The organism is Arthrobacter sp. RT-1, from assembly GCF_003367205.1.
Taxonomy (GTDB): Bacteria; Actinomycetota; Actinomycetes; order Actinomycetales; family Micrococcaceae; genus Arthrobacter.
Genome location: NZ_QRGQ01000003.1, coordinates 94,770 through 115,868 on the forward strand (window position 1 = coordinate 94,770; position 21,099 = coordinate 115,868).

A 21,099-nucleotide genomic window follows, 5' to 3' on the forward strand; every position below is an offset into this window, starting at 1 on the left:
TCTAATGTGAAGTGGGCCACTACGTCAAGGGGTGGGCACAAAAGAGGCATCCACCCGCCGCCGCAGCAGAAGTGGATGCCAAGCCGCACCTGGTGAAGGGCGGCTACGGGTCAGCGCCCGAAGGGACGTGCCTCCAGCCGTTGTTTGGTCTGCAGGCCGCACTGATGGATGGCCCGAAGGAACAGCGCTGCGAGCCGCGGAAGGACTACGGCATCCGCCTCGCGTGTCTGGATCCGGATCTCGCCCTCCAGGTCCGTTAACAGGGCGGACAGCCGCTCGGCACCTACGGCATGGCTGGACAGCTTGAGGCCCTGGACGGCGTCCAGCGACCCCTCGAGGTCGCCCGTGGTCAGGGCCAGCCGCAGCTGGTTGAAGCGCGGCGGCAGGCCCTCGATAAAATCGTCCGCAAACACCCTCCGGCAGCCTTCGTATTCGTCGAGCTCCTCGCGAAGCCCGTCAAGGAATGACGGCCCCACCACCGGCAGAGTGGCATCGCCCAGGGCGCCCGTTGCGCCCCTGCGGCCGGATTCCGCTGAAGGGGCGGTGCATTCGGTTCGCAGCTTCATCGTTGTCCATCCCCTGCCGGCAGCCTGCACCAGGACAGCTGCCCGGCGGCGCCGGTGCTGTGCTGGTTTTCTGCCACGGTAGGCCGGAGGGCTTGGAATTTGTTTGGCGGATCAGGTCCGGTTCCGGGCCCGGCCGCCTAGGGTTTTTCCAACGTTTAAATCCCGTTGCCGATCGTTATGGATCGCGTGACCCAAACAGGGATTGGAGCCGTTCAGCCCTGGGAGTGGGTCCGCACGTCCGGGCTGACAGCTGCCTGGTGCCCCAGGCTGCGGGACACAGCCCTGGCGGCGGCACGGACCGCCGGGGCCAGCACGTTCGGGGGAGTGGAGCCGTCCGGAACCACGATGGACAAGGCGGCCACCACCGCGCCCTGCGCGTCGAAAATCGGCGAGGCGACCGAGACGGTCCGGGACGGGACGGTGCGGCGGATCATGGCGATGCCGGTACGCCGCACATCCGACAGCGTCCTGCGGACCTGGCCTTCCGGCATGGCGGCCACGCCGGGCTCGTTCTCCGGGGCTTTCGCCAGGATGGTTTCCTGGAACTGCTGGTCCGCGCCGGCCAGCAGCACGAGTCCGACGGCGGTGGACCGCAGGGGTGCCCGGCCTCCCACCCGGTAGGCCACCTCGGTGGCGTCCTTGGCGGAGAGCCGCTCGATCAGCACGGCTTCCTCGTTGTCCCGCACGGCGAGCAGGACGTGGTGCCGGGTGACTTCGAACAGGTCCTCCAGGTATGGCAGGGCGATCTCGCGGACGCCGTGGCCGCGCGGGGACAGCGAGGCGACTTCCCACAGCCGGACGCCTACGACGTACCGCCCGTCGTCGAGCCTTTCCAGCGCGCCCCAGGCCACGAGCCGGGCAATCAGCCGCAGCGCCGTGGGGGCGGGCATGTCCGCGTACCGCGCCATCTCTGAAAGGGTCAGCGCCCTGCGCCGGTCGGAGAAAACTGCCAGCAGGCTCAACGCGCGGTCGATGACCGGCTCACCCTGTTTGGGCCGCTTTCCACGGGCAGGAGGGGTGTCCGTTCCGGAGGGTTGGGTCATGGCAGAAGTTCCTAGCGCCGTTGATTGATGCACCCAAAGTCATGGGTTCCGCAGTGAGCTGCCCCACAATACTATTCCAGTCAATGAAAGTGAGCTGTGGGCCGAGGTAGTCCGGAAACGAAGCTGGAAGCGTCAGCCACCTCACGTTCAGGAGTCCGTTCCATGACTGCCCCCACCCGGCTTCGGGCCGAGCACCTGGCCGAAGCCATCGGCCTCACCACCACGCGGCCGCGCCTGAGCTGGACACCGCCGGCCGGGACCACAGCCCAGTCGGGCTACCGCATCCAGGCCGCCAACGGGTGGGACACCGGCCGGGTGCCCTCCGGCCGGCACTTGCTAGTGCCGTACACGGGCCCTGCCCTGCAGTCGAGGAGCCGCTTCGAATGGCGTGTCCGCACGTGGAACATCCGTGACGACGGCACCGAAACGGACAGCGGCTGGTCCGCGCCGATGGCCGTGGAACTGGGACTCCTGCATCCTTCCGACTGGCAAGCCCGGTGGATCGGCCCGGAGGAGCGGGAAACCCCTCCGCCGGGACAGCGCCCCGGCTATGCCCTCTCCACCAGCTTCTCCCTGGCGAACGCCCCGGACGTGGCCCGCGCTTATGCCACCGCTCATGGCATTTACGAACTGTTCATCAACGGGCAGCGCGTTGGCAACCAGGAGCTCACGCCCGGATCCACCAGCTACCACAGCACCCTCCAGGTCCAGACGCACGATGTCACCCCGCTGCTGCGCGCGGGCACCAACACCGTCACATCGGTGCTCACCGACGGCTGGTACCGCGGCACGTTTGGTTACACGCGCGACGCCGACATGTACGGAACACAGACGGCATTCCTTGCCCAGCTGGAACTGGAGTCCGGGCCGGGGCGGAGGGTCATCGGCACCGACGCGTCCTGGCACGTCACGCCCACCGAGATCGTGGCCGCAGACCTGATGGCGGGCCAGCGCGTGGACTTCCGGGTGCCCGGCAACACGGGGACGGCCGGCGGCGCACCCACGGCGGGTGCCGCCGTCGTCCGCAACTGCTCGTACCGCAACCTGGCAGGACCAACCGCGCCGCCCACCCGCGTGGTCCGGGAGTTCGCGCCGCTGTCCATCACGCGCCTGGCCGGCGGGAACCAGGTGGTGGATTTCGGCCAGAACATCCACGGCTGGGTGCGGCTCGGAAAGCTGGGGGACCCGGACGAGACAGTCACCCTGGCCTACGGCGAGGCGCTGGACAAAACCGGCGACGTCACCCGCGACCACCTCCGCCCGCACGACTTCCGTTCCCCCGGCGCCTTCCTTGACGCGGGACAGGTGGACTCCGTCATCGCCTCGGGAACGCCCGGGGAAATGTTCGAGCCGCGGCACACCACGCACGGCTTCCGGTACGTCTCCGTCCAAGGGCTCCGGGCCGATCTGCTGCCGGAGGACATCACCGGCTGCCTGGTCCAGACCGACCTGGAGAGCATCGGCTCCTTCAGCTGCAGCGACGACCGGCTGAACCGGCTCCATGACATCGTGGAATGGAGCTTCCGGGACAACTCCTGCGAGGTCCCCACCGACTGCCCGCAACGCGAAAAGGCCGGCTGGACCGGGGACTGGCAGCTCTTCGTCCCCACCGCCGCCTATCTGTTCGACGTCGCAGGCTTTTCCCGCAAGTGGCTCCGGGACGTGCGGGCGGACCAATGGGACAACGGGATTATTGCCAACATTTCACCTTCGCCCGGGCCCGCCGCCACCTCCGCCGACTTCATGGCCTTCGTGAACGGGTCCGCCGGTTGGGGCGACGCTATCGTGATGGTCCCGTGGGAGCTGTACCTGGCCACGGGGGACGCTGACATCCTTGCGGAAAACTGGGACGCCATGAACCGCTGGCTCGGCTTTGTCCGCTCCACCGCCGACTCGCAGCGGCACGCCTCCCGCGCAGCCGCCGGTCCCGTAGCCGCGCCGCACGAGAAGTATTTGTGGGACACCGGCTTCCACTGGGGCGAATGGATGGAACCGGGCGGGCCGCCGCCCAACCTGTTCGCCGCCCGCGATGCCGACCACGGCATCGTGGCCACCGCCTTCTACCGGAACACCACCGCGCTGATGGCGCGGATCGCCCACGTCCTGGATCTCCCCGCCGAAGCCCGGGACCTGGCCGCGCTCTCGGCCGCCATCCGGCAGGCATGGGAAACCGAATACCTCGATGCTGCCGGACGGGTTACGCAGGCCAGCCAGGCGAACTGCGTCCGCGCCCTGGCCTTCGACCTGGTCAGCCCCGCACATCGGGCCGCCGCCACCGCGCAGCTGGTGTCGCTGATCCGGGACGCCGGCACCCACCTGGGCACCGGCTTCCTGGCCACGCCCTACCTGCTGCCCGTCCTCGCAGACAACGGCGAACTTGACCTGGCGTACGAGCTTTTGATGCAGGACACCGAACCGTCCTGGCTGGCCATGGTGGACCGGGGCGCCACCACCATGTGGGAACTCTGGAACGGGGTGGATGTGGACGGCATCCCGCACCAGTCGCTCAACCATTACAGCAAGGGCGCCGTGGTGTCCTTCCTGCACCGCTACACCGCCGGGCTCCGGCAGGCGCCGGGCAGCGCGGGCTACAAACAGGTCATCATCGAGCCGCGCCCCGGGGCAGGACTGACGTCAGCCGGCACCTCCCACCAGGGCCCGCAGGGCCTGATTGAAGTGCAGTGGGCAACGGACGACGGCGGGCTGACGCTCACCGCCGTGGTCCCGTCCGGCACCAGCGCCGAGGTACGGCTGCCCGGCCGGCCCGCCGCCGTCGTGGGCCCCGGGACACACACCTTTCTTGCCGCCGCCGGCGGCGTCCGGAAACCCGAGCTTGTGAGGAGCACACTATGACAGTGGAAGAAGCAACCGACGTATTCGATCCTGCCCGCCAGAATGTCGCCCCGACGGACACTTCCCGACTGGACATTTCCCGACTGGACACTTCTCCGCCGGACACTTCCCGCCCTGGCGGGGTGGATGTTCCGCCGTTCCCCGTCTTCGACGCCCCCGGCACTCCGGAACCGGCCTCGGACATTTCAACCGTGCACCGGGAACTCACCTATGCGCGCGCCATCGGGTTCCGGCCGCTGAAGATGGACGTCTGGCTGCCACGCCAGGCGTCCGGCCCGGTCCCGCTGGTGCTCTGGGTCCACGGCGGCGCGTTCCAGCTGGGGGACCGGCGCGAGTTGCCGCCCACGTTCGCGCCGGACTCGGTGTTCCGCCTCCTCAACGAGGCCAACATCGCCTGTGCCACCGTGGACTACCGGCACTCACTTGAAGCACCTTTCCCTGCGCAGCTGCATGACCTCAAGACCGCTGTCCGCTACCTCCGTGAATTCGCGGAGGTCCTGGGCGTGGACCCCGCCCGATTCGGGGCCTGGGGCGAATCCGCCGGCGGCCACCTCGTGGCCATGCTGGGGCTGACCGGGAACCGCGGGGACCTTGACGGCGGGCTCGGCGCGCAGGGTCACCCCAGTGCCATCAGCGCCGTCGTCGATTTCTACGGCGTCTCCTCCCTCGTTGACATTCCGCCCATGGCCAGGCCGGACGGACTGTTTCCGCCGGCGTTGACGGCCGCAGTGCCGGCCGGGATGTCACTGCAGCCCGAGTACATGCTGGTGGGCGGCTCGGATGATCCTGCGCTGCTTGCCGCCGCAAGCCCGGTCATGTATGCCGATGCCGGGGCGCCGCCATTCCTTCTGGTCCATGGCGACCGCGACGGACTGGTGCCGCACGCTCAGACCGACCTCCTCGCCGCGGCGCTCGCCGCTGCCGGAGTGGAGCATGAAGTGGTCACCATCAAGGGCGGTGACCACTGCTTCTTCGGCGCGGAGGACCAGATGGACACCATCCTGGCCACCGCCGTTTCGTACTTCTCCCGGAAACTGGGGCAGCCGTGATGTCCCCGCAAACAGAACATACCGCTCCGGTTGCCGGCAGCGGCCTGGCACCCGACGCCGGTTTTGCCGAATACCTGGCCACCCCGGAAGGGCCCCAATTCCTTAACCCGGACGCTGTCCGCTCCCCGGGGCCGGACGTTCCCATCCGTACCGTCTCCGCTGACGGCCGGCACGGTCCGGTCAGTGTCCGGATCTACGGTGAGGCGACTTCCCCGGACAGTCCGGCCCTGGTGTGGCTGCACGGGGGAGGGTTCGTCAGCGGCGGGCTGGACATTCCGGAATCCGACTACCTCGCCCGGGTGCTGGCCGACGGCGGGACGCCGGTGCTCTCCATTGACTACCGGCTGGCCCGGGACGGCGTCTCCTTCCCGGTTCCGCACGACGACGCCCTGACAGGGTGGTTCTGGGCGCGGCAGAACGCAGGGTCCCTTGGCCTGGACCCGGAGCTTCTGTGCCTGGGCGGGGCGGGCGCCGGCGGAAACCTTGCCGTGGGTGCCGCCCTGTACTTGATTGACGCCGGAAAACCACTGCCGGCCAAGCTCCTGCTGGCGTACCCGTTCCTGCACGCGGAACTTTCGCCGCCGGCGAAGGGCCTGGACGAGGAAGTGATGGCGCGGCTGCCGCGGCACCTGCGGTTTACGCCCGAGGACTGCATCCGGCAGGCGGAAAACTACGTGGGCGGGCCGGTGAGCATGGCATCGTCCTATGCGATGCCCGGCTACGCGGACCCTGCCGGGCTTCCGCCCACGGCCCTGCTGGCTTGCGAGTACGACGACGCCCGCGGCTCGTCCGAGCTGTTCGCCTCGGCCCTGGAACGGGCCAAGGTTCCCCTGACGTACTTCCTGGCGGAAGGTGCGTTCCACGGTCACCTGAACCACACGGCCGGACTTCCCGAGGGTCAGCCGGCGTTGGATTTCCTGGCCAGGGAGCTGTCCTCGGCGCGTGCCCGGTGACTGCTTGCAGCGCCTGCCGGGGCCTGTCCCGACCCAGCCGAACTCTTTTCATTCAGTGAAACCGCCCGCGCCGGGCAGCAGCCATATGCCCGAAAGTTGAGTCAGGACGCAGCCCGCACGGCAGGCCCGCGGACAACAAAAACACGGACAGAACGGCGTAGTGCACATGGAGTCAACGATGACGGCAGGGCGGATCCTTCAAGGCATTGAGTTCGCATGCCCCAATGGTTCGAGCCCGCTGCTGCTGGACCTCTACCCGCCGGCGGGCTCATCCACCGGGGGCACTTTTCCCGCCGTCGTCCATTTCCACGGCGGCGGCTGGCGGACCGGCGGTCGCTCCTCGCTGGGACCAACCGTGGACAGCTTCGGACTCAGCCCCATCGAGCAGCTGGTGGATGCGGGCTTTGTGGTCGCGTCCGCCGACTACCGGTTGACCTCCGCTGCCACCTTCCCCGCGCAGCTGCTGGACGCCAAGGCGGCAGTCCGGTGGCTGAGGGAGCACGCCGCCGAATACAACGTGGACCCGCGCCGCATCTACGCCTGGGGTGATTCGGCAGGCGCGCACCTCGCCAGCCTGGTGGGCCTGACCGCCGGCGTCAGGAAATTTGGCGAACCCGGCAACGGCACTGACGACACAGTGGCCGCAGTAGCCGCCTGGTACCCGCCCACGGACCTGAACCGGATGGGCACACAGGCCAGGCCGGATGCCGTCGCCCGCGCCGACGATCCCGGCTCGCGGGAAGCCCTGCTGATCGGTGCGCAGCCCGCGGACGCTCCGGACAAGGCCGCCGCCGCCAGCCCGATCACCTACGTACACCCGGATGCGCCGCCCTTCCTCCTCGCCCACGGAACCAGCGACCGGTACGTCCCCGTGGCCCAGTCCGCCACCTTTGCCGCGGCGCTGGAAGCCGCGGGCGCCGCCGTCGAACTTCTCCTGATCGAGGAGGCTGACCACATGTGGGCGCTTCCGGATGCGAGCCAGGCCGCCGCGCAGCAAGCCACCACCGCCACCATCGATTTTTTCCGCCGCCAGGCGCAGAACCACTGAACAAGACCACCCAGCAGAACCACAGACCCGCAACCCGGCACCCAAGCGTGCCGGGCAGACCCGAAAGGCTTCACATGCAGTTCATCGGCATCAACCACTTTGGCGAACCCTGGGCAGCGGCCCTCGCGGGCACGCGCGTTGTCCCGCTCACCCCGGTTTCGGACTTTTGGGCGGACGCGGAGGGCTGGCAAGACAAGTCTGTCTCGCTGGTGTCTGCAGCGTCCGACGCCGGCACCTCGCTGGAGCGCGGCAGCGTCACCGAAGTACCGCTCGTCCCCGCTTCCGCGCGGGTCATCTGCGTGGGACTGAACTACAAAGCCCACGCCGCCGAGGGCAGCTACAAGGACCAGGAACTTCCGCCGTACCCCACCCTTTTCGGGCGCTGGACGGCATCCCTGTCAGTTGGCAACGTTCCCGTTCCTGTCCCGGCGGGCGAAGCGGGCCTGGACTGGGAAGGCGAAGTTGCCGCCTACATCGGCCGCCGGGTGGAATCTGCGGACGAGGCCACGGCCGCAGAGGCGGTCTTCGGCTATTCGACCTTCAACGACATCACCTCCCGCACCGCCCAAAAGCTCACCTCGCAGTGGACACTGGGCAAAAACGGCGACTTCAGCGGACCACTCGGCCCGCTGGTAAGCCGCGATGAGGTGGGCGACCTCCGTGACGGGCTGCAGGTGCGCACCCGGGTCAACGGTGTGGAGGCCCAGAACGGCAACACCCGCGACATGATCTTCTCGGTACCGGCCATCATCTCGCTGATCAGCGGGACCTTCACGCTGCACCCGGGCGACGTCATCGCCACCGGCACCCCAGAAGGTGTCGGCTACGCCCGCACGCCCCAGTGGCTGCTCCAGCCGGGCGACACCGTCGAGGTGGAGATCGACAAGCTCGGCACCCTCACCACGCCCGTCGGTGATGTTTCACTCCGGAGCCGTGCCTGATGGCCACCTTCCAGGACGCGGCGGCAAGCGGGATCCCGGAGGAGGCGCAGGTTGTCATCTCCGGAGGCGGCCCCAGCGGGTTGTTCCTGGCCCTCGACCTGGCCGCCCGCGGTATCCCCAGCATCGTCATCGAGCCCCGGACAACGGTGGACCACACCCGGCCGAGGGCGAAAACCACCAACGCCCGCACCATGACCCACCTGCGAAGGCTCGGACTCGCGGACGCGCTCCGGGCAGCCTCGCCGCTCCCGGTGGACTACGCGCAGGACGTTATTTTCTGCACCGGCCTCACCGGTCCCGCGGCGCATGAGCTGCGCCGTTTCCGCAACGCGTTCCAGCTGGTCCCGGGCCGGTACGGCCCCCAGCCCGAATGCGGACAGCAGGTTCCGCAGCCGGTCCTGGAAGAGGTGCTGCGCGATGCGGCGGCACGCAATCCGCTGGTGACCTTTGTGACGGGCTGGTCCGTGACGGAGGTTTCCGGGAAAGACGCGCCGTACGCCGTCGCCGTCGCCAGCCCTTCCGGCATCAGCCGGACCGTCACCGCGGACTACGTGATCGGGGCCGACGGCGGATCCTCCACCGTGCGGCGCAGCCTGGGCATCCGGCTGGAAGGCGGGTCCGCGGCGCTGTCCAACATCAGCATCCTCTTCCGTTCCAGCGGGCTCGCATCTGCCGTGGCACTGGGCCCCGCCGTCCAGTACTGGGTGGTGGGCTCGGAGGCAGCAGGCATGGTGGGCCCCATGGACCTGCAGGACACCTGGTGGGCCATTGTGCAGGGGGTTGACCCGGACCGGGACGTGGACCAGGAGGAGGCCGGCGCCCTGGTGCGCTCCCTTGTGGGTTCGGATGTGGACATTGATGTGCTTGCCACCGATCCCTGGACGGCCCGCATGCTGCTGGCCCCCGAATACAGCAGAGGCAGGATCTTCCTGGTTGGCGACGCCGCCCACCTCAACCCGCCCTGGGGCGGACATGGCTTCAACACGTGCATCGGTGACGCCGCCAACCTGGCCTGGAAGCTCGCCGCCACCATCACGGGATGGGCCGGTCCCGCGCTCCTGGCCAGCTACGGGGAGGAGCGCCGGCCGGTGGCCGCCCGCACCATCAGCGACGCCGCGGCCAACGGCAAGGCACTGGCCTACCATTTCGCCGACCCTGGCCTGGGCGCCGCAGGCCCGGCAGGCGAAGCCGCCCGGCAGGCGGCGGAGCAGGCACTCGCCGTGAAGCAAAGCGAGTTCGATTCCCTGGGCCTGGTGCTTGGGTACGCCTACGGTGATTCATCCGTGGTGGTGCCCGACGGTTCGCCAGTCCCCGCCGAGGACCCCATCCGCTATGTTCCCTCCGCGAGCCCCGGCGCACTGCTGCCGCACGCCTGGCTGGAGGACTCCACGTCTGTCTACAGCCGGCTGGGCGCGGGCTTCACCCTGCTGGCCGACGCCGGTGTGCTGGGTGGAGTGCCCGCAGCCGAGTCGTTTGCGCCGGTGCTGGACGCCGCCGCCCGGCTGGGCATCCCGGTGGCCGTTGCCGCCGTCGGCCCTTTCGACGACGGAACACCGCCCTCCGAGCTGTGGGGAGCGGACGCCGTGCTGGTCCGTCCGGACCAGCACGTGGCATGGCGCGGCAGCTCTGCCGGGGCTGCCGCCGCAGCACTGTCCACCGCCGCCGGCTGGGCAGCAACCCGGCAGCCGGAATCCCAGGAGCCGGAATCCCAGCCGCCGGTTTTCGAAAGCCCGGCATCCCACGACGATTTCAGGAGCACCCGTGTCGACGCTGTCATTCCGTGACTTTCTTTTTGCCCCGGACCACCCCCGGGTGGCGGAAATTCGGGGCCTGAACGCCCGCGAATATGCGGAAGCGGCCACCACCGATTCCTTCGCCGCGCCCATGGTTGAAGGCTGGAAAAAACTCTATCCGCAGCCCTTTAGCGGCATCACCAGCGACGGCGTCCGCCGTGAAGGCCTGTTTCCGCTGGCCGCCGCACGTCCCGGCGAAGAAGCGCCGACGGCGGACATGGTGGCGGCAGCCGGCAAGCTGCTGGGCGCAGTGACGCCGGAGCAGAAGAGGAAGCTGTGCTACGCCGTCGACGCTCCGGAATGGCAGAGCTGGGCCAACCCCGAGTTCATGCAGCATGATACCGGGCTGCGGCTGGATGAGCTGGACCCGCCGGTCCGCGACGCAGCCCTGGCGCTGGTGGAGGCAAGCCTGAGCGCCGAGGGCTACGGGCTGGTGCGGAACCTGATGCGGATCAACGGATTCCTGGGTGACCTGGTGGAGTTGCCGCTGCTGATGAACGAATTCAGCTACAACGTGGCCCTGTACGGCGAGCCGTCCGAGACCGAGCCGTGGGGCTGGCAGATTTTCGGCCATCACGCCGCGCTGAACTGCCTGGTGGCCGGGACGCAACTGGTGATCTCACCCGTGTTCATGGGTGCCGAACCGGACATGATCGACGACGGCCCCTACAAGGGGGTCAAGGTGTTCAAGGAACGGATCGCCTTGGCCCGCGCGCTGATGGGTGCGCTGCCTGACGGCCTCCGGGCGGAGTCAACGGTCTACCAGGAGATGGTGGATCCCGCCATGCCCGAGGGGCGCATCCATCCCGGCGACGAACGCCACCTGGGCGGCTGCTTCCAGGACAACCGGGTGATCCCGTACGAGGGCATCCCGGTGACCGGCATGCCGGCGGACGCCCGTGCGCTGCTGGATGCCGTGGTGGACGACTTCATCGCCTACCTCCCGGACGGCCCTCGGGCTGCCCGACGGCGGGAGATCCAGGAGCACTATGGCGAGACCTTCTTCAGCTGGATCGGCGGCTGGAAAGGTGAGGAGGCATTCTACTTCCGGATCCAAAGCCCGGTGGTGGTACTGGAACTCGACCACCACACAGGCGTGTTCCTCAGCAACGACGAGCCCGCCCCGTTCCACATGCACACCGTGGTCCGCACGCCCAACGGCAACGACTACGGCCGTGAACTGGTGAAGCAGGCCCGCTAACACAGCAAGAAGGCCCGGACTTTCAAAAGTCCGGGCCTTCTTTGGTGCTGCTTTTTGGCCGTTGCGGCGGGACGTTACGGGATGTCCAGCGCGGCGCGGCGCTGCGGCGGGGGACCCACCACGGTCAGGTCCATCTCGGCCTGTGCCCGGCCGAAGCCTTCCATGTCCATGTAGGGCTCGCCGCCCTCCGTGTACATGTAGTCCTCGGTGGGCTTGTTGAAGTACTCGAAGAAGCCGTTGAAGACGGACGGCGTCAGGAAGCCCAGCATCTGGGTGTTGTGGGAATCGAACGCGAACGAGTGGATGGTGCCGGCGGGGGCGTGCACAAAGTCGCCCTTGGTCAGCAGCACCTCCCGGCCGTTGGCGTACAGCCACATCCGGCCCTCCGTGCAGATGAAGTTTTCCGTGTGCTCGGAGTGGAAGTGCAGCGGAATGTAGGGCGACTTGGCGCCTTTGGTGTGCACCGCGAAGTAGTTGGAGCCGGTGTTGGCGGGCCTGGACAGGTAGGTGAACATGGTCTGGTAGCTGACCAGGCGCTCGCCTTCCCCGGCACTGAGGAAGTAGGGGCTCTGCGTGGGCGGCAGGCCGGCGTCGTGCTTGAACGAAGGGGCCGCGCGCTCCACGTCGGGGAAGGTGATGCCGAACTCGGCACCCACCTCGGCCTGCTCCTGCAGGCTTGCCGAGTGGCCGGCGCGCACCGGCGGGACGTGGGAATCGATGGGGGTGCCCACCCGCTCGTAGTACGCCTCCGCGCCGCCGGGGGTCATCCAGTTCAGGAAGCGGGTGTAGTGGCTGGCCATTCGGTAGGCGTGCGGGGTGTTCGGCGGGATAACGACCGAGTCGCCCGGGGTGAGGATGCGGCTTTCGCCGGGCAGCCAGACGTGCAGGATGCCGTCAAAAACGTAGAGGGTCTTGTGCTCCACCTGGTGGCTCACGAAGGGGGATTCCGCGCCCATGCCGCCCGAGATGTAGGCGGCGCTGAAGATGCCGCCGGTGTCCGCCGCGCGGGCGATTACCGTCACCAGCTGGCCATTGATTTCGTAGCGTGCGCCCTCGCCGGACGCCATGTAGTAGGGGACCGCTTCGCCGGGCAGCACGTTGGCTGCCGGGAGCTGGGTGTTCATTTCCTCAACGCCGAGGGACATGGTTTCCTTCTTTCCAGTCGGCCGGCCCTTGCCGGAGCGTGACCTACATCATGGCGCGCCGAAGCTCCGGCCACGACCGGAAATTCCAATGGATGAAAACCAAAACCCCAGGCAGCTGTGATTCCCGGCGGAAGCGGAGTGGCCCGCTTCCGCCCTGCAGCTGCTCCCCGTCAGGACTCGCACTCCCGGCAGTACTTGTTGCCGTCCTTTTCCCTCGCCAACTGGCTGCGGTGGTGAACCAGGAAACAGGACATACAGGTGAATTCGTCGGCCTGGACCGGAACCACCTGGATCTGGAGTTCCTCGTTCGAAAGGTCGGCTCCGGGCAGCTCAAAGCTGTCCGCGAGGTCCGTCTCGTCAACGTCGGGGGTTGCCTCCCGGCGCCCCGGCTTCTCGGTCTTGAGCTCCTCCAGGGCGACATTGGGTTCTTCCTCCGGTGTCACCCGCGGAGCGTCGTAGTCAACTGCCATTGATGCGTTCTCCTGTCCGGCTTCTGGTGCCCAGATTATTCTGGACAGAGCGAAAACCCGGGGCGGTCCCCAGATATTCCCGGCGCTGCCAAGATACTGAATTACGGTTGCAGACGCCATAGCGCCGGGACGGCGCCAGCCACGGCTCCCACGATGCCGATGGGTTCCTGCTGGTTGTGCTTGCCGGATCAGTGGCCGGCTCACTTTATGGTCCAGCCGGCCGTGGGGCTTTCCCTGCGTTGATGGGCGGGTTGTCCCGGAGCGCCAAAGCCGCCTGGACCAGCGCGGCGTGGGTGAGGGCCTGCGGATAGTTGCCCAGGAGCGCGCCCGATGCAGGGTCCAGCTCTTCGCTGAAGAGCCCCAGCGGGGAAGCCAGGTCCAGCAGGGAGCGGAACGCCGCCTCCGCCTCGGCGCTCCTGCCGGTCATGGCCAACGCCTGCACCAGCCAGAAGGAACACGGGAGGAAGGCGCCTTCGCCGCCGGCCAGCCCGTCCTTCCCCGGCGGGTACCGGTACAGCAGGGTGCCGCCGGCGGCCAATTCCGTCCTGACGGCATCCACGGTGGCCCGGACCCTGGCCGATTCCGGTTCGTCCAGTCCAATCAGCGGAAGAACCAGCAGGGCTGCGTCCAGGTCCTGCGAACCGTAGGTCCGGGTGTACGTGTTCCGGGCCGGATCCACGCCTTTGCTGCGGATCTCCGCCGCAAGCGCCTCCCGCGCCAGCTGCCAGCGACGGCGGTGGCCGCTGCTGAGGCGGTGCGTGGTTCCGATGCGCAGCGCCCTGTCCAGTGCAAGCCAGGCCATCAGTTTGGAATGGACATGGTGGGCGGCGTCAGCGCGGATCTCCCAGATGCCGGCGTCGGGTTCGGCCCATTGCGCCGCCACAAGGTCGGCAAACCCGCGCATGGCCCGCCACGTTTCCGAATAGAGCGGGTGGCCGCCGTCCACCAGGACGGATGCCGCGTCCAGCACCCAGCCGTAACCGTCCAGCTGGTGTTGCCCGGCGGCGCCGTTGCCGGTCCGCACCGGCCTGCTCCCCGCGTAGCCGGGCCAGCCCTGAAGCACCCGTTCCCGGGGAACATGCCCGCCGGCCAGCGTCAGCAGTGCGGGGAGCCGGGGGCGCTGGAGCCGGCTGGCATGCAGCAGCCAGCCGAGGAAAGCGAGGGCTTCGTCGGTTTTGCCTGCCCGCAAAAAGGCGCCGACGCCGATGCTTGCGTCCCGCGGCCAGGCGTACCTGTAGTCCCAGTTCCGTATTCCGCCGGGGTCCTCCGGCAAGGAGGTAGTGGGGGCGGCGACCGGAGCGCCCGAGGGGGAGTAAGTGAGCAGCCGGAGGGTGAGCAGGCTCCGCAGCACGTGCGCGCGGAACGGCATGTCCGCGTCCACCGCCTCCGACCATGCCTCCCACCGCTGTTCGTCCCGGCGGAGCAGGTCCCAGGCTGCCGATGGGTCCAGATGGATGAGCGGTTCCCCGTACGCCAGTGCGAGGACCAGTGTCACCGGCCGGCCGGGATGCACGGTCAAGGTCTGCTGCGTGCCGCATTCCAGCGGAAACTCCGTACTGCAGCCCAGCGAGAGCGCCAGCGGTCCCCACTCGCAGACGATGTCCCGGCCGCGTTTGCTCACCCGTGGCCGGCGGTGGTTTTCGCCGAGGCGCGGATTGAAATCGACGGTGGCGGTCACCGGGGCACCTTCAGCACTGAGTCGCCTGACAAGGACCGTCGCCGGGAGAAGGGCACCCGATACTTCGGCCACCATCGCCTCAGTCAGGGTCAGTCGTCCCTTGCCGGACTGCCAGACGGTTTCCAGGGTGGCGGTGTTGCCCCGGTACCGGCGCGTTGCCAGTTCAGCCGGTCCGGCGGGACCTGCAACAAACCAGCCGGCGTCCCCTCCTCCGAGCAGGGCACCGAAGATGGGCTCGCCGTCGAAAGCCGGAGCACACATCCAGTCCACCGACCCCCGGGTGGATACCAGGGCCGCCGTCCGGGTGTCGCCCACTAACCCGTAGTCCGCGATGGGCGCCGGCTGCCAGGGGTGGGCAGGACGGGGAGGTGGGTGAGCCGGAAGGGGTGGTGCCGTGGCCTTCCTGCCGGGCATGGCCTGTTGCCGCGTCCCCGGCCCGGGTTTCATAGCGCCCTCCACAGGAGTCCGAGCAAGGCACCGTAGACCAGATGGGCCACGACGGCGACTGCCGGCGTCTGGATGCCGTAGTTCAGTCCCAGCAGCCCGGGGGGCTCCAGCACGGCTGCGGTTCCGGGGCCCGCCCTGGTGGACGCCATCCTCGGATGGACGCCCGGCAGCAGGGGCAGGATGACGGTCAGCGCCACCGCCACGTGCAGGAGCCCCAGCAGTGCGCCGATCCACCAGGTTGCCCGGCCCAGCAGGGCGAACGTTGCGGCGTACCCGAGGGCGAACACCTGGCCCACCACGAGGTGGATGAAGAAGCCCACCACCCGTGCCCGGTCCGGATCCGGCGTCACCATGGTGCCGAGCACCAGTGGAAGGTCAAGCCGCGTGAGTCCTGCCATCTGAGCGGCGATCAGGACAACTGTCAGTGCCGCCGTTGCGAGCAGTCCGAAGAGGGCCCACCCTTGCCAGTCCATCTCATGCCGCCCCGCTCCGGGCTTGCCCTCCGGAGGCCCGGGCCGGTGCAACGCCGGCGAAGGTATGGATTGTGGGAGAAAGCATGGCCCCTCGCTCTAAAAAGGAATACCTTGAATTTAGAACCGGTGCAGGGGCCTGTCAAGACGCTTCGGACAGGGCGTGAGGAGCTGCGTCGGACGGCAAGGTGGCGGCTGAACGGACGCGGCCGTAGTCGAGAAGGATTGCGCGAGATGCGAGATGCGAGATGCGAGACCCGGCGCCTGCGGGAGAAGGTCGTCTTACGGACGATTGGCCAGCCGGGAACACTCTTCCCAGAGCCGCCGGCGTGCCTGCGGGTCGGAGCCCATTCCCGGCGTCGGCAGCTCCTTGCGCCGGGCCCACAGCTTGCCGGTAACTCCAGCAGTTTCGCTTGAGGTGGCCAGCCATAGAGGGGTGTCGGCAGCCTTGTCGGCCGGGCTGCCGAACGTGTTGGTGACCCACCGGAACGGCCCGCCCACGTCCCGCAGCAGTGCGGTGTTCTTGACCAGGCCCGGATGTGCAGCGTTTGCCACAACGCCGGATCCCTTCAGCCGCTCCGCGAACTCCTGCGTCAGGAGGACGCGGGCGAGCATGGTTGGGGGAGTGGAGCGGAGGTAGCTGTACTTGCCCTTGGCGGTCTGCAGGTCGCCAAAGCTGAGCCGCGTATTCCCGTACCTCGAAGCGATGTTCACAATCCGCGCGGACCCGTTGGTGGCGGCGCCTCTCTTCAGGGCGTCCAACAGGAGGCTCGTCAGCAGGAAGTAGGACATCACGTTGGTGGCGAAGGTAAGTTCAAGCCCGTCAGGGGTCTCGTGGCGTTCTTTGCGGAACACCCCCGCCGCGTTGACCAGGACGTCCAGCCGGTCATGCCGGGACAGGAACGTGTCCGCGGCGGAACGGATCGAGGACTGCAGGGAAAGATCGCAGGCGAGCGGCTCAAGCGTCGCTGCCGGAACCCGGGTGCGGATTTCCCCCGCAGCTTCGTCCGCCCGCGCCGCGGTGCGGCCCACCACTACGACGGTGGCGCCTTCCCGGGCCAGGCCGGCGGCCACTGCCTTTGCCAGGCCGCCTGTCGCCCCGGTCACCAGCGCAACGCGTCCATCCATCGAACCCACGGCCATCGCCTCCCGACGCTTCCATCCCGTCAATATCCCAGCACGAATCACCGGTCCTGGCCATAGCCCAAGGGTTGCCCGGGCAGGCATGTGAAACCGCACCAAGTAGGTATACTGGTCTACCTACTCCGAGGAGCTGTATGTCCCACCACATTTCCATCCCGCCCAGGCGTCCGGCCCGGGAGTTGCTCCTCGACGCCGCTGCCCGGCTGTTCTACGCCCGGGGCGTCGCCGCCACCGGTATCGACACGATTACTGCGGAAGCGGGAGTGGCAAAGAAGAGCCTGTACAACAACTTCTCGTCCAAAGCCGACCTGGTGGCGGCCTACCTGGAAGCCCGGCATGAGGAATGGCTCAGCCTGTACCGGGGCAGGCTGGAGGCGGCGAGGGGTCCCCGCCAAGGCGTACTGGCCATCTTCGACGCCTATGTGGACCACGCCAACGCCGCCTACAGCCATGGTTTCCGGGGCTGCGGCCTCCTCAACGCCGCTGCGGAACTGCCGGCGGGTGACCCCGGCAGGCTTGCCGTCCGGCAGCATAAGGAAGAAGTGGAAAGCCTCCTGGCGGAGCATGTGGCCGGGCTGCTGCCGGGGCAGGAAGAACAGGCCGCGGACCTGGCCCGGCACCTGTCCTTCCTGCTGGAGGGTGCCATGGCCAGGGCGGGCCTGGAAGGCCGGGATGACCGGCTCCAGGATGCCCGGGCCATCGCTATGCGGATGCTGGAAGACCTGTGACAGCAGATCACAGCCACCCGAACGCCCCGCTCTGGGGCGCCCTCTTTGTCGTGGCGGCGTCAATACTCTGGGGAACCACAGGAACAGCGGCCACGTTCGCCCCGTCCGTGAGCCCGCTTGCCATCGGAGCCGTAGCGATGGGCATCGGCGGGCTGCTGCAGGCGGTGTACGCGGCCAGGCACATTATGGACCAGCGGCGCGGCCTGGTGGAGCGAAGGCGCCTGGTGTCCCTGGCGGCAGCAGCCGTTGCCGTCTACCCCCTGGCCTTCTACAGTTCGATGCATCTTTCCGGGGTGGCCATCGGAACCGTGGTCTCCATCGGTTCGGCCCCCATTGCCGCGGCGCTGATCGAGCGGTTCGCGGACCGCAAGCCGCTCACCCGGCGGTGGGTCATCGGTGCGGCGCTCGGAGTGGCCGGCGCGGGGCTGCTGTCCTTTGCCGGCCATAGCCCGTCCGGCTCCGAAAGCGCCGGCCCGTGGGCCTCGACCGCTGGGATCCTCCTGGGGCTGGTGGCCGGCGGGACGTATGCCCTCTATTCCTGGGCAGCACACCGGCTGATCGGCGGCGGGATCACGTCCAGGGCCGCCATGGGCGCGGTTTTCGGCATTGGCGGGCTGCTGCTGATGCCGGTGCTGGCCGTGACGGGCAGGCCGCTGCTGGAGTCGTGGACCAACTTCTCGGTGGGCGCCTACATGGCGCTCGTTCCGATGTTCGCAGGGTACGTCCTGTTCGGCTGGGGGCTGGCCCGCATCCGGGCAAGCACTGCCACCGGCATCTCCCTGCTGGAAACGGTGGTGGCCGCGGTCCTCGCCGTGCTGGTGGTGGGGGAACGGCTCCCGGCACTTGGCTGGCTTGGCGCCGCCGTCGTACTGGGAAGCCTGTTCATCCTGACGCCGGTCGCCCGCCGTGCCAGGGGGCGCGCGCCGGGCGGCAGCGGGCACGGGTCAACCGGTGGGCTGTTCCCGGCGCCGCTGCCTGTGCGGGCAGAACCGGGCCAGGACCAGGCAGGCGCCCAGCCCCAGCAGCAAAATACCCAGGACGACGGCGGCAGGCGCCTCGCTGCCGATTCCCGCCATCAGGAGTACCAGCCCCATCAGGCAAACGGCTGAGCCAGTCAAAAGGCCTGCCGGAAATCGGCGGGCCGGGTAACCGGAGAGCAGCTCCATGGCCAGATGGGGATCGTCGGCAATCAGGCCCAGCTCCAGCTCCTTGAGCAGCCTCCGCTCCTCTTCGGACATTGGCATGGCATGCCCCTGCATTTCATGAGATGCGGATATCGGTATTGACCGTAGGAGCCTTATCCCGCCCAGTCAAGACCTGCCGGCGCCGGGCTTGACGCCCCTCTCCACCCAGCCGTTTTCTTCGGATGAGCTGGTCTTTGTGGACGGCACGGCCAGGGTGGGTTACGGGCTGATCCTGGCGGGGCTCCCCGCCCTGGCGTTCCGGGCGGGTTACCACGTGGCCCTGCGCCATGTCCGGCGACGGGGCTAGCCCACCGCAGCTACCGCCGTCGCAGTTCCGCGAACTCGATGGACGGGACGATGGCGCCGGCGTCGCGCTCCACGAAGTTGGTGCCCGGCGGCACCAGGTCATCGATGGCGTCCAGGACGGATTCGCCGAGCCGGACATCCGCCGCGCGCAGGTATGCCTGCAGGTGCTCCTCGTTGCGCGGGCCGATGATCACGCTGCTGATGGCCGGGTGGGCCAGGGCAAAGCCAACCGCCAGGTCCACGAGCGAGAGCTCCAGCTTGTCCGCCAGCCGGGCCAGTGAGTCCGCGGCCAGGAGTTTGCGCTCACTGGACGGTCCGGAGATGTCATACCGTCCGGGGAGCGAATGGACCCGGGTGGGCGCCTGGCCGGACTCGAGCACAAAGTTGCCGGACAGCCAGCCGCCTGCCAGCGGCCCGTAGGCCAGGACGCCCAGACCATACTGCTGTGCGATGGGCAGCACGTCGCGCTCGTTGCCGCGCACCAGCATGGAGTACGGCACCTGGTTGCCCAGCGGCGGAATGAGGTGGTTCGTGGTGGCCAGCCACTGCGCCTCCACCAACTGCGCCGGGGTGAACACGGACGTGCCGTAATAGAGGATCTTCCCCTGCCGGATCAGGTCGTTAAGGGTGGTGATGGTTTCCAGCACATCGGTGTTGTAGTCCGGCCGGTGGGCCTGGTACAGGTCGATGCGGTCGGTCTGCAGTCGGCGGAGGCTCCCCTCCACGGCCTGCGTGATCCAGCGGCGCGAGTTTCCGGAATGGGCGGGGTTCGCGCTCATTTGTCCGTGGAACTTGGTGGCGAGGAAGACTTCGTCGCGGCGGCCGCGCAGTGCCCTGCCCACCACTTGCTCGGACTGGCCCTGGGAGTAGACGTCCGCGGTGTCGATGGCGGTGATCCCGGCGTCGAGCGCCGCGTGGATGATGCGGATGCTCTCCTCGGCGCCGGTGGGCGCGCCGGACGGTCCGCCCGTTCCTTCGCCGAAATTCATGGTGCCCAAAGTGAGCGGACTGATGGGGGTCCCCGACCGCCCGAACACCCGCAGTTCGCTGAGGCTCATCCCCGGTCTCCTCCCGATGCCTTGCGTTGCATGCCCTTGATCGTCACGAGGCTACACAGATCCGCCGGAGGCCTGAAGATTCCTGCCTTAGTCCTTCTCTTTTCGACGCACGGAGTAACCATGAAGTGCCGCGATGACGTTTTATGGCGCGCGCCGAGCCCGTCCCCAGGCTTATATTGGGGAAATGGCCACCCCAAGTTCTGACGAGCAGTTCGCTAAGCTGCACGACCTGATAATCGGCAGCACCAACGTGAACGGCTTCCTCGGCGAGCTGTCCACGGTGGCGGCGTCATCTGTTTCCGAATCCGCCGGTTCGGTCATCGAATGCGGCGTCACGCTCCGGCGGCGCAAGCGCAGCACCACGGTTGCGGGCAACAGCGACCGCGCACGCGAGCTGGACGAGCTGGAACAGGCGCTGGGCCAAGGGCCTTGCCTGACCGCACTGGAGATAATGAAGCCCGTTGTCCTGGCAGACGTGGACACGGAACCGCGCTGGCCGCAGTACCGGAAAGTCCTCGCCGAACACGGCTGCCGCAGCGCCCTGGGAGTTCCCCTGGAACTGGACCAGCACCAGTCGGCCGCGCTGAACTTCTTTGCTTCCGAACCCGGGGTCTTCTCCGATGCCGTCATCTCCACGGCACAAGGCTTTGCGGACCTCGCCGGCCGTGCACTGCGGCTGGCCCTGAAGATTGCCGATGCGCAGAACCTGGCCGATGACCTGACGGCAGCCATGGAACACCGCACCACCATCGACCTCGCCTGTGGCGTGATCATGGCCCAGAACCGCTGCTCCCAGGAAGAGGCGATGGCGCTCCTCACCAAGGCGTCCAGCCACCGCAACCAGAAGCTCCGGGAACTGGCGGCGGACATCCTGGTGCGGGTGAATGGTGGAGCGGTCACCACGCACTTCGAGCCCTGAACCGCGCACTGCGGGCCTTGAACCACACACTTGGAGCCCTCAACGGGAGGGCATGGAGGAAGTCCGGCTGGAACCGGCGCTGCGGATAGCAGCTCCGGTTCCAG

The 21,099-nt window shown here is 68.2% G+C and carries 19 protein-coding genes and 1 pseudogene; 11 read left to right on the top strand and 9 right to left on the bottom strand.

Going from position 1 to position 21,099, the window contains the following annotated elements; all coding sequences use genetic code 11:
- Positions 1-110: 110 nt before the first annotated feature.
- Together DXK94_RS04535 and DXK94_RS04540 are read right to left on the bottom strand one after the other, a co-directional pair.
- Positions 111-566 (bottom strand): Hpt domain-containing protein, encoded by a 456-nt coding sequence (locus DXK94_RS04535; protein ID WP_258868429.1) that lies wholly within the window; start codon positions 564-566, stop codon positions 111-113.
- 212 nt (positions 567-778) lie between these two features.
- Positions 779-1,609: an IclR family transcriptional regulator gene (locus DXK94_RS04540; protein ID WP_115524034.1), complete on the bottom strand. Its 831-nt coding sequence runs from the start codon at positions 1,607-1,609 to the stop codon at positions 779-781.
- Between the two features lie 162 nt (positions 1,610-1,771).
- On the opposite strand from DXK94_RS04540, the gene DXK94_RS04545 reads away from it, so the two are divergent.
- The 7 genes from DXK94_RS04545 (at position 1,772) to DXK94_RS04575 (ending at position 11,447) form a co-directional block, all read left to right on the top strand.
- Complete coding sequence (locus DXK94_RS04545; protein ID WP_115524035.1) at positions 1,772-4,462, top strand: alpha-L-rhamnosidase; 2,691 nt, start codon at positions 1,772-1,774, stop codon at positions 4,460-4,462.
- Complete coding sequence (locus tag DXK94_RS04550) at positions 4,459-5,511, top strand: alpha/beta hydrolase (protein WP_115524036.1); 1,053 nt, start codon at positions 4,459-4,461, stop codon at positions 5,509-5,511. Before DXK94_RS04545 ends, DXK94_RS04550 begins: the two co-directional genes overlap by 4 nt.
- On the top strand, positions 5,511-6,464 hold the full coding sequence (locus tag DXK94_RS04555) for an alpha/beta hydrolase (RefSeq protein WP_115524037.1): 954 nt from the start codon (positions 5,511-5,513) through the stop codon (positions 6,462-6,464). Before DXK94_RS04550 ends, DXK94_RS04555 begins: the two co-directional genes overlap by 1 nt.
- Positions 6,465-6,642: 178 nt before the next feature.
- Positions 6,643-7,512 carry an alpha/beta hydrolase gene (locus DXK94_RS04560; protein WP_115524038.1) on the top strand — a complete coding sequence of 290 codons (870 nt, stop codon included), beginning with the start codon at positions 6,643-6,645 and terminating at the stop codon, positions 7,510-7,512.
- A gap of 74 nt (positions 7,513-7,586) precedes the next feature.
- Positions 7,587-8,453, top strand: a complete 867-nt coding sequence (locus tag DXK94_RS04565; RefSeq protein WP_115524039.1) for a fumarylacetoacetate hydrolase family protein — start codon at positions 7,587-7,589, stop codon at positions 8,451-8,453.
- Positions 8,453-10,237, top strand: coding sequence for an FAD-dependent monooxygenase (locus DXK94_RS04570; protein ID WP_115524040.1), 1,785 nt, complete (start codon positions 8,453-8,455; stop codon positions 10,235-10,237). Before DXK94_RS04565 ends, DXK94_RS04570 begins: the two co-directional genes overlap by 1 nt.
- A complete protein-coding gene (locus DXK94_RS04575; RefSeq protein WP_115524041.1) occupies positions 10,215-11,447 on the top strand; it encodes a DUF3500 domain-containing protein in 1,233 nt (410 codons plus the stop codon). The genes DXK94_RS04570 and DXK94_RS04575 overlap by 23 nt, the downstream gene beginning before the upstream one ends.
- Before the next feature lie 74 nt (positions 11,448-11,521).
- Here DXK94_RS04575 and DXK94_RS04580 read toward each other — a convergent pair whose 3' ends face one another.
- From DXK94_RS04580 to DXK94_RS04600, 5 genes are all read right to left on the bottom strand, one after another.
- The gene (locus DXK94_RS04580; protein ID WP_115524042.1) at positions 11,522-12,592 is read right to left on the bottom strand and encodes a quercetin 2,3-dioxygenase; all 1,071 of its coding nucleotides are present in this window, start codon (positions 12,590-12,592) and stop codon (positions 11,522-11,524) included.
- A gap of 170 nt (positions 12,593-12,762) precedes the next feature.
- Entirely contained in the window at positions 12,763-13,062 is a 300-nt protein-coding gene (locus DXK94_RS04585) for a DUF4193 domain-containing protein (RefSeq protein WP_079596747.1), read from the bottom strand.
- Between the two features lie 205 nt (positions 13,063-13,267).
- Complete coding sequence (locus DXK94_RS04590) at positions 13,268-15,187, bottom strand: glycoside hydrolase family 15 protein (protein WP_258868430.1); 1,920 nt, start codon at positions 15,185-15,187, stop codon at positions 13,268-13,270.
- Complete coding sequence (locus DXK94_RS04595) at positions 15,184-15,660, bottom strand: hypothetical protein (RefSeq protein ID WP_115524044.1); 477 nt, start codon at positions 15,658-15,660, stop codon at positions 15,184-15,186. Before DXK94_RS04595 ends, DXK94_RS04590 begins: the two co-directional genes overlap by 4 nt.
- Positions 15,661-15,939: 279 nt before the next feature.
- Complete coding sequence (locus DXK94_RS04600; protein WP_258868431.1) at positions 15,940-16,800, bottom strand: SDR family NAD(P)-dependent oxidoreductase; 861 nt, start codon at positions 16,798-16,800, stop codon at positions 15,940-15,942.
- Positions 16,801-16,934: 134 nt separating this feature from the next.
- Here DXK94_RS04600 and DXK94_RS04605 point away from each other — a divergent pair, with 134 nt between their 5' ends.
- On the top strand, positions 16,935-17,528 hold the full coding sequence (locus tag DXK94_RS04605) for a TetR/AcrR family transcriptional regulator (protein ID WP_115524045.1): 594 nt from the start codon (positions 16,935-16,937) through the stop codon (positions 17,526-17,528).
- The gene (locus tag DXK94_RS04610) at positions 17,525-18,637 is read left to right on the top strand and encodes a DMT family transporter (RefSeq protein WP_115524046.1); all 1,113 of its coding nucleotides are present in this window, start codon (positions 17,525-17,527) and stop codon (positions 18,635-18,637) included. The genes DXK94_RS04605 and DXK94_RS04610 overlap by 4 nt, the downstream gene beginning before the upstream one ends.
- Here DXK94_RS04610 and DXK94_RS21595 read toward each other — a convergent pair.
- A pseudogene (locus DXK94_RS21595) lies at positions 18,593-18,787 on the bottom strand (DUF3040 domain-containing protein); the annotation flags it as partial. The gene DXK94_RS04610 and the pseudogene DXK94_RS21595 overlap by 45 nt on opposite strands.
- A 73-nt stretch (positions 18,788-18,860) precedes the next feature.
- On the opposite strand from DXK94_RS21595, the gene DXK94_RS21360 reads away from it, so the two are divergent.
- A complete protein-coding gene (locus DXK94_RS21360) occupies positions 18,861-19,019 on the top strand; it encodes a hypothetical protein (RefSeq protein WP_181884737.1) in 159 nt (52 codons plus the stop codon).
- Positions 19,020-19,029: 10 nt separating this feature from the next.
- Here the strand turns inward: DXK94_RS21360 and DXK94_RS04620 are convergent, their stop codons facing one another.
- A complete protein-coding gene (locus tag DXK94_RS04620; protein WP_115524048.1) occupies positions 19,030-20,076 on the bottom strand; it encodes an aldo/keto reductase in 1,047 nt (348 codons plus the stop codon).
- 184 nt (positions 20,077-20,260) lie between these two features.
- Between DXK94_RS04620 and DXK94_RS04625 the strand changes: the two genes are divergently transcribed.
- Positions 20,261-20,995, top strand: a complete 735-nt coding sequence (locus tag DXK94_RS04625) for a GAF and ANTAR domain-containing protein (protein WP_079596740.1) — start codon at positions 20,261-20,263, stop codon at positions 20,993-20,995.
- Positions 20,996-21,099 lie beyond the last annotated feature (104 nt).

Bases quoted from the DNA above. Each gene is read 5' to 3' on its own strand.
- DXK94_RS04555 (WP_115524037.1), top strand. From the start codon at position 5,511: ATGTCCCCGCAAACAGAACATACCGCTCCGGTTGCCGGCAGCGGCCTG.
- DXK94_RS04545 (WP_115524035.1), top strand. From the start codon at position 1,772: ATGACTGCCCCCACCCGGCTTCGGGCCGAGCACCTGGCCGAAGCCATC.
- DXK94_RS04550 (WP_115524036.1), top strand. From the start codon at position 4,459: ATGACAGTGGAAGAAGCAACCGACGTATTCGATCCTGCCCGCCAGAAT.
- DXK94_RS04620 (WP_115524048.1), bottom strand. From the start codon at position 20,076: ATGAGCCTCAGCGAACTGCGGGTGTTCGGGCGGTCGGGGACCCCCATC.
- DXK94_RS04570 (WP_115524040.1), top strand. From the start codon at position 8,453: ATGGCCACCTTCCAGGACGCGGCGGCAAGCGGGATCCCGGAGGAGGCG.
- DXK94_RS04625 (WP_079596740.1), top strand. From the start codon at position 20,261: ATGGCCACCCCAAGTTCTGACGAGCAGTTCGCTAAGCTGCACGACCTG.
- DXK94_RS04580 (WP_115524042.1), bottom strand. From the start codon at position 12,592: ATGTCCCTCGGCGTTGAGGAAATGAACACCCAGCTCCCGGCAGCCAAC.
- DXK94_RS04540 (WP_115524034.1), bottom strand. From the start codon at position 1,609: ATGACCCAACCCTCCGGAACGGACACCCCTCCTGCCCGTGGAAAGCGG.
- DXK94_RS04560 (WP_115524038.1), top strand. From the start codon at position 6,643: ATGACGGCAGGGCGGATCCTTCAAGGCATTGAGTTCGCATGCCCCAAT.
- DXK94_RS04595 (WP_115524044.1), bottom strand. From the start codon at position 15,660: ATGGACTGGCAAGGGTGGGCCCTCTTCGGACTGCTCGCAACGGCGGCA.
- DXK94_RS04590 (WP_258868430.1), bottom strand. From the start codon at position 15,187: ATGAAACCCGGGCCGGGGACGCGGCAACAGGCCATGCCCGGCAGGAAG.
- DXK94_RS04585 (WP_079596747.1), bottom strand. From the start codon at position 13,062: ATGGCAGTTGACTACGACGCTCCGCGGGTGACACCGGAGGAAGAACCC.
- DXK94_RS04535 (WP_258868429.1), bottom strand. From the start codon at position 566: ATGAAGCTGCGAACCGAATGCACCGCCCCTTCAGCGGAATCCGGCCGC.
- DXK94_RS04565 (WP_115524039.1), top strand. From the start codon at position 7,587: ATGCAGTTCATCGGCATCAACCACTTTGGCGAACCCTGGGCAGCGGCC.
- DXK94_RS04600 (WP_258868431.1), bottom strand. From the start codon at position 16,800: ATGGCCGTGGGTTCGATGGATGGACGCGTTGCGCTGGTGACCGGGGCG.
- DXK94_RS04605 (WP_115524045.1), top strand. From the start codon at position 16,935: ATGTCCCACCACATTTCCATCCCGCCCAGGCGTCCGGCCCGGGAGTTG.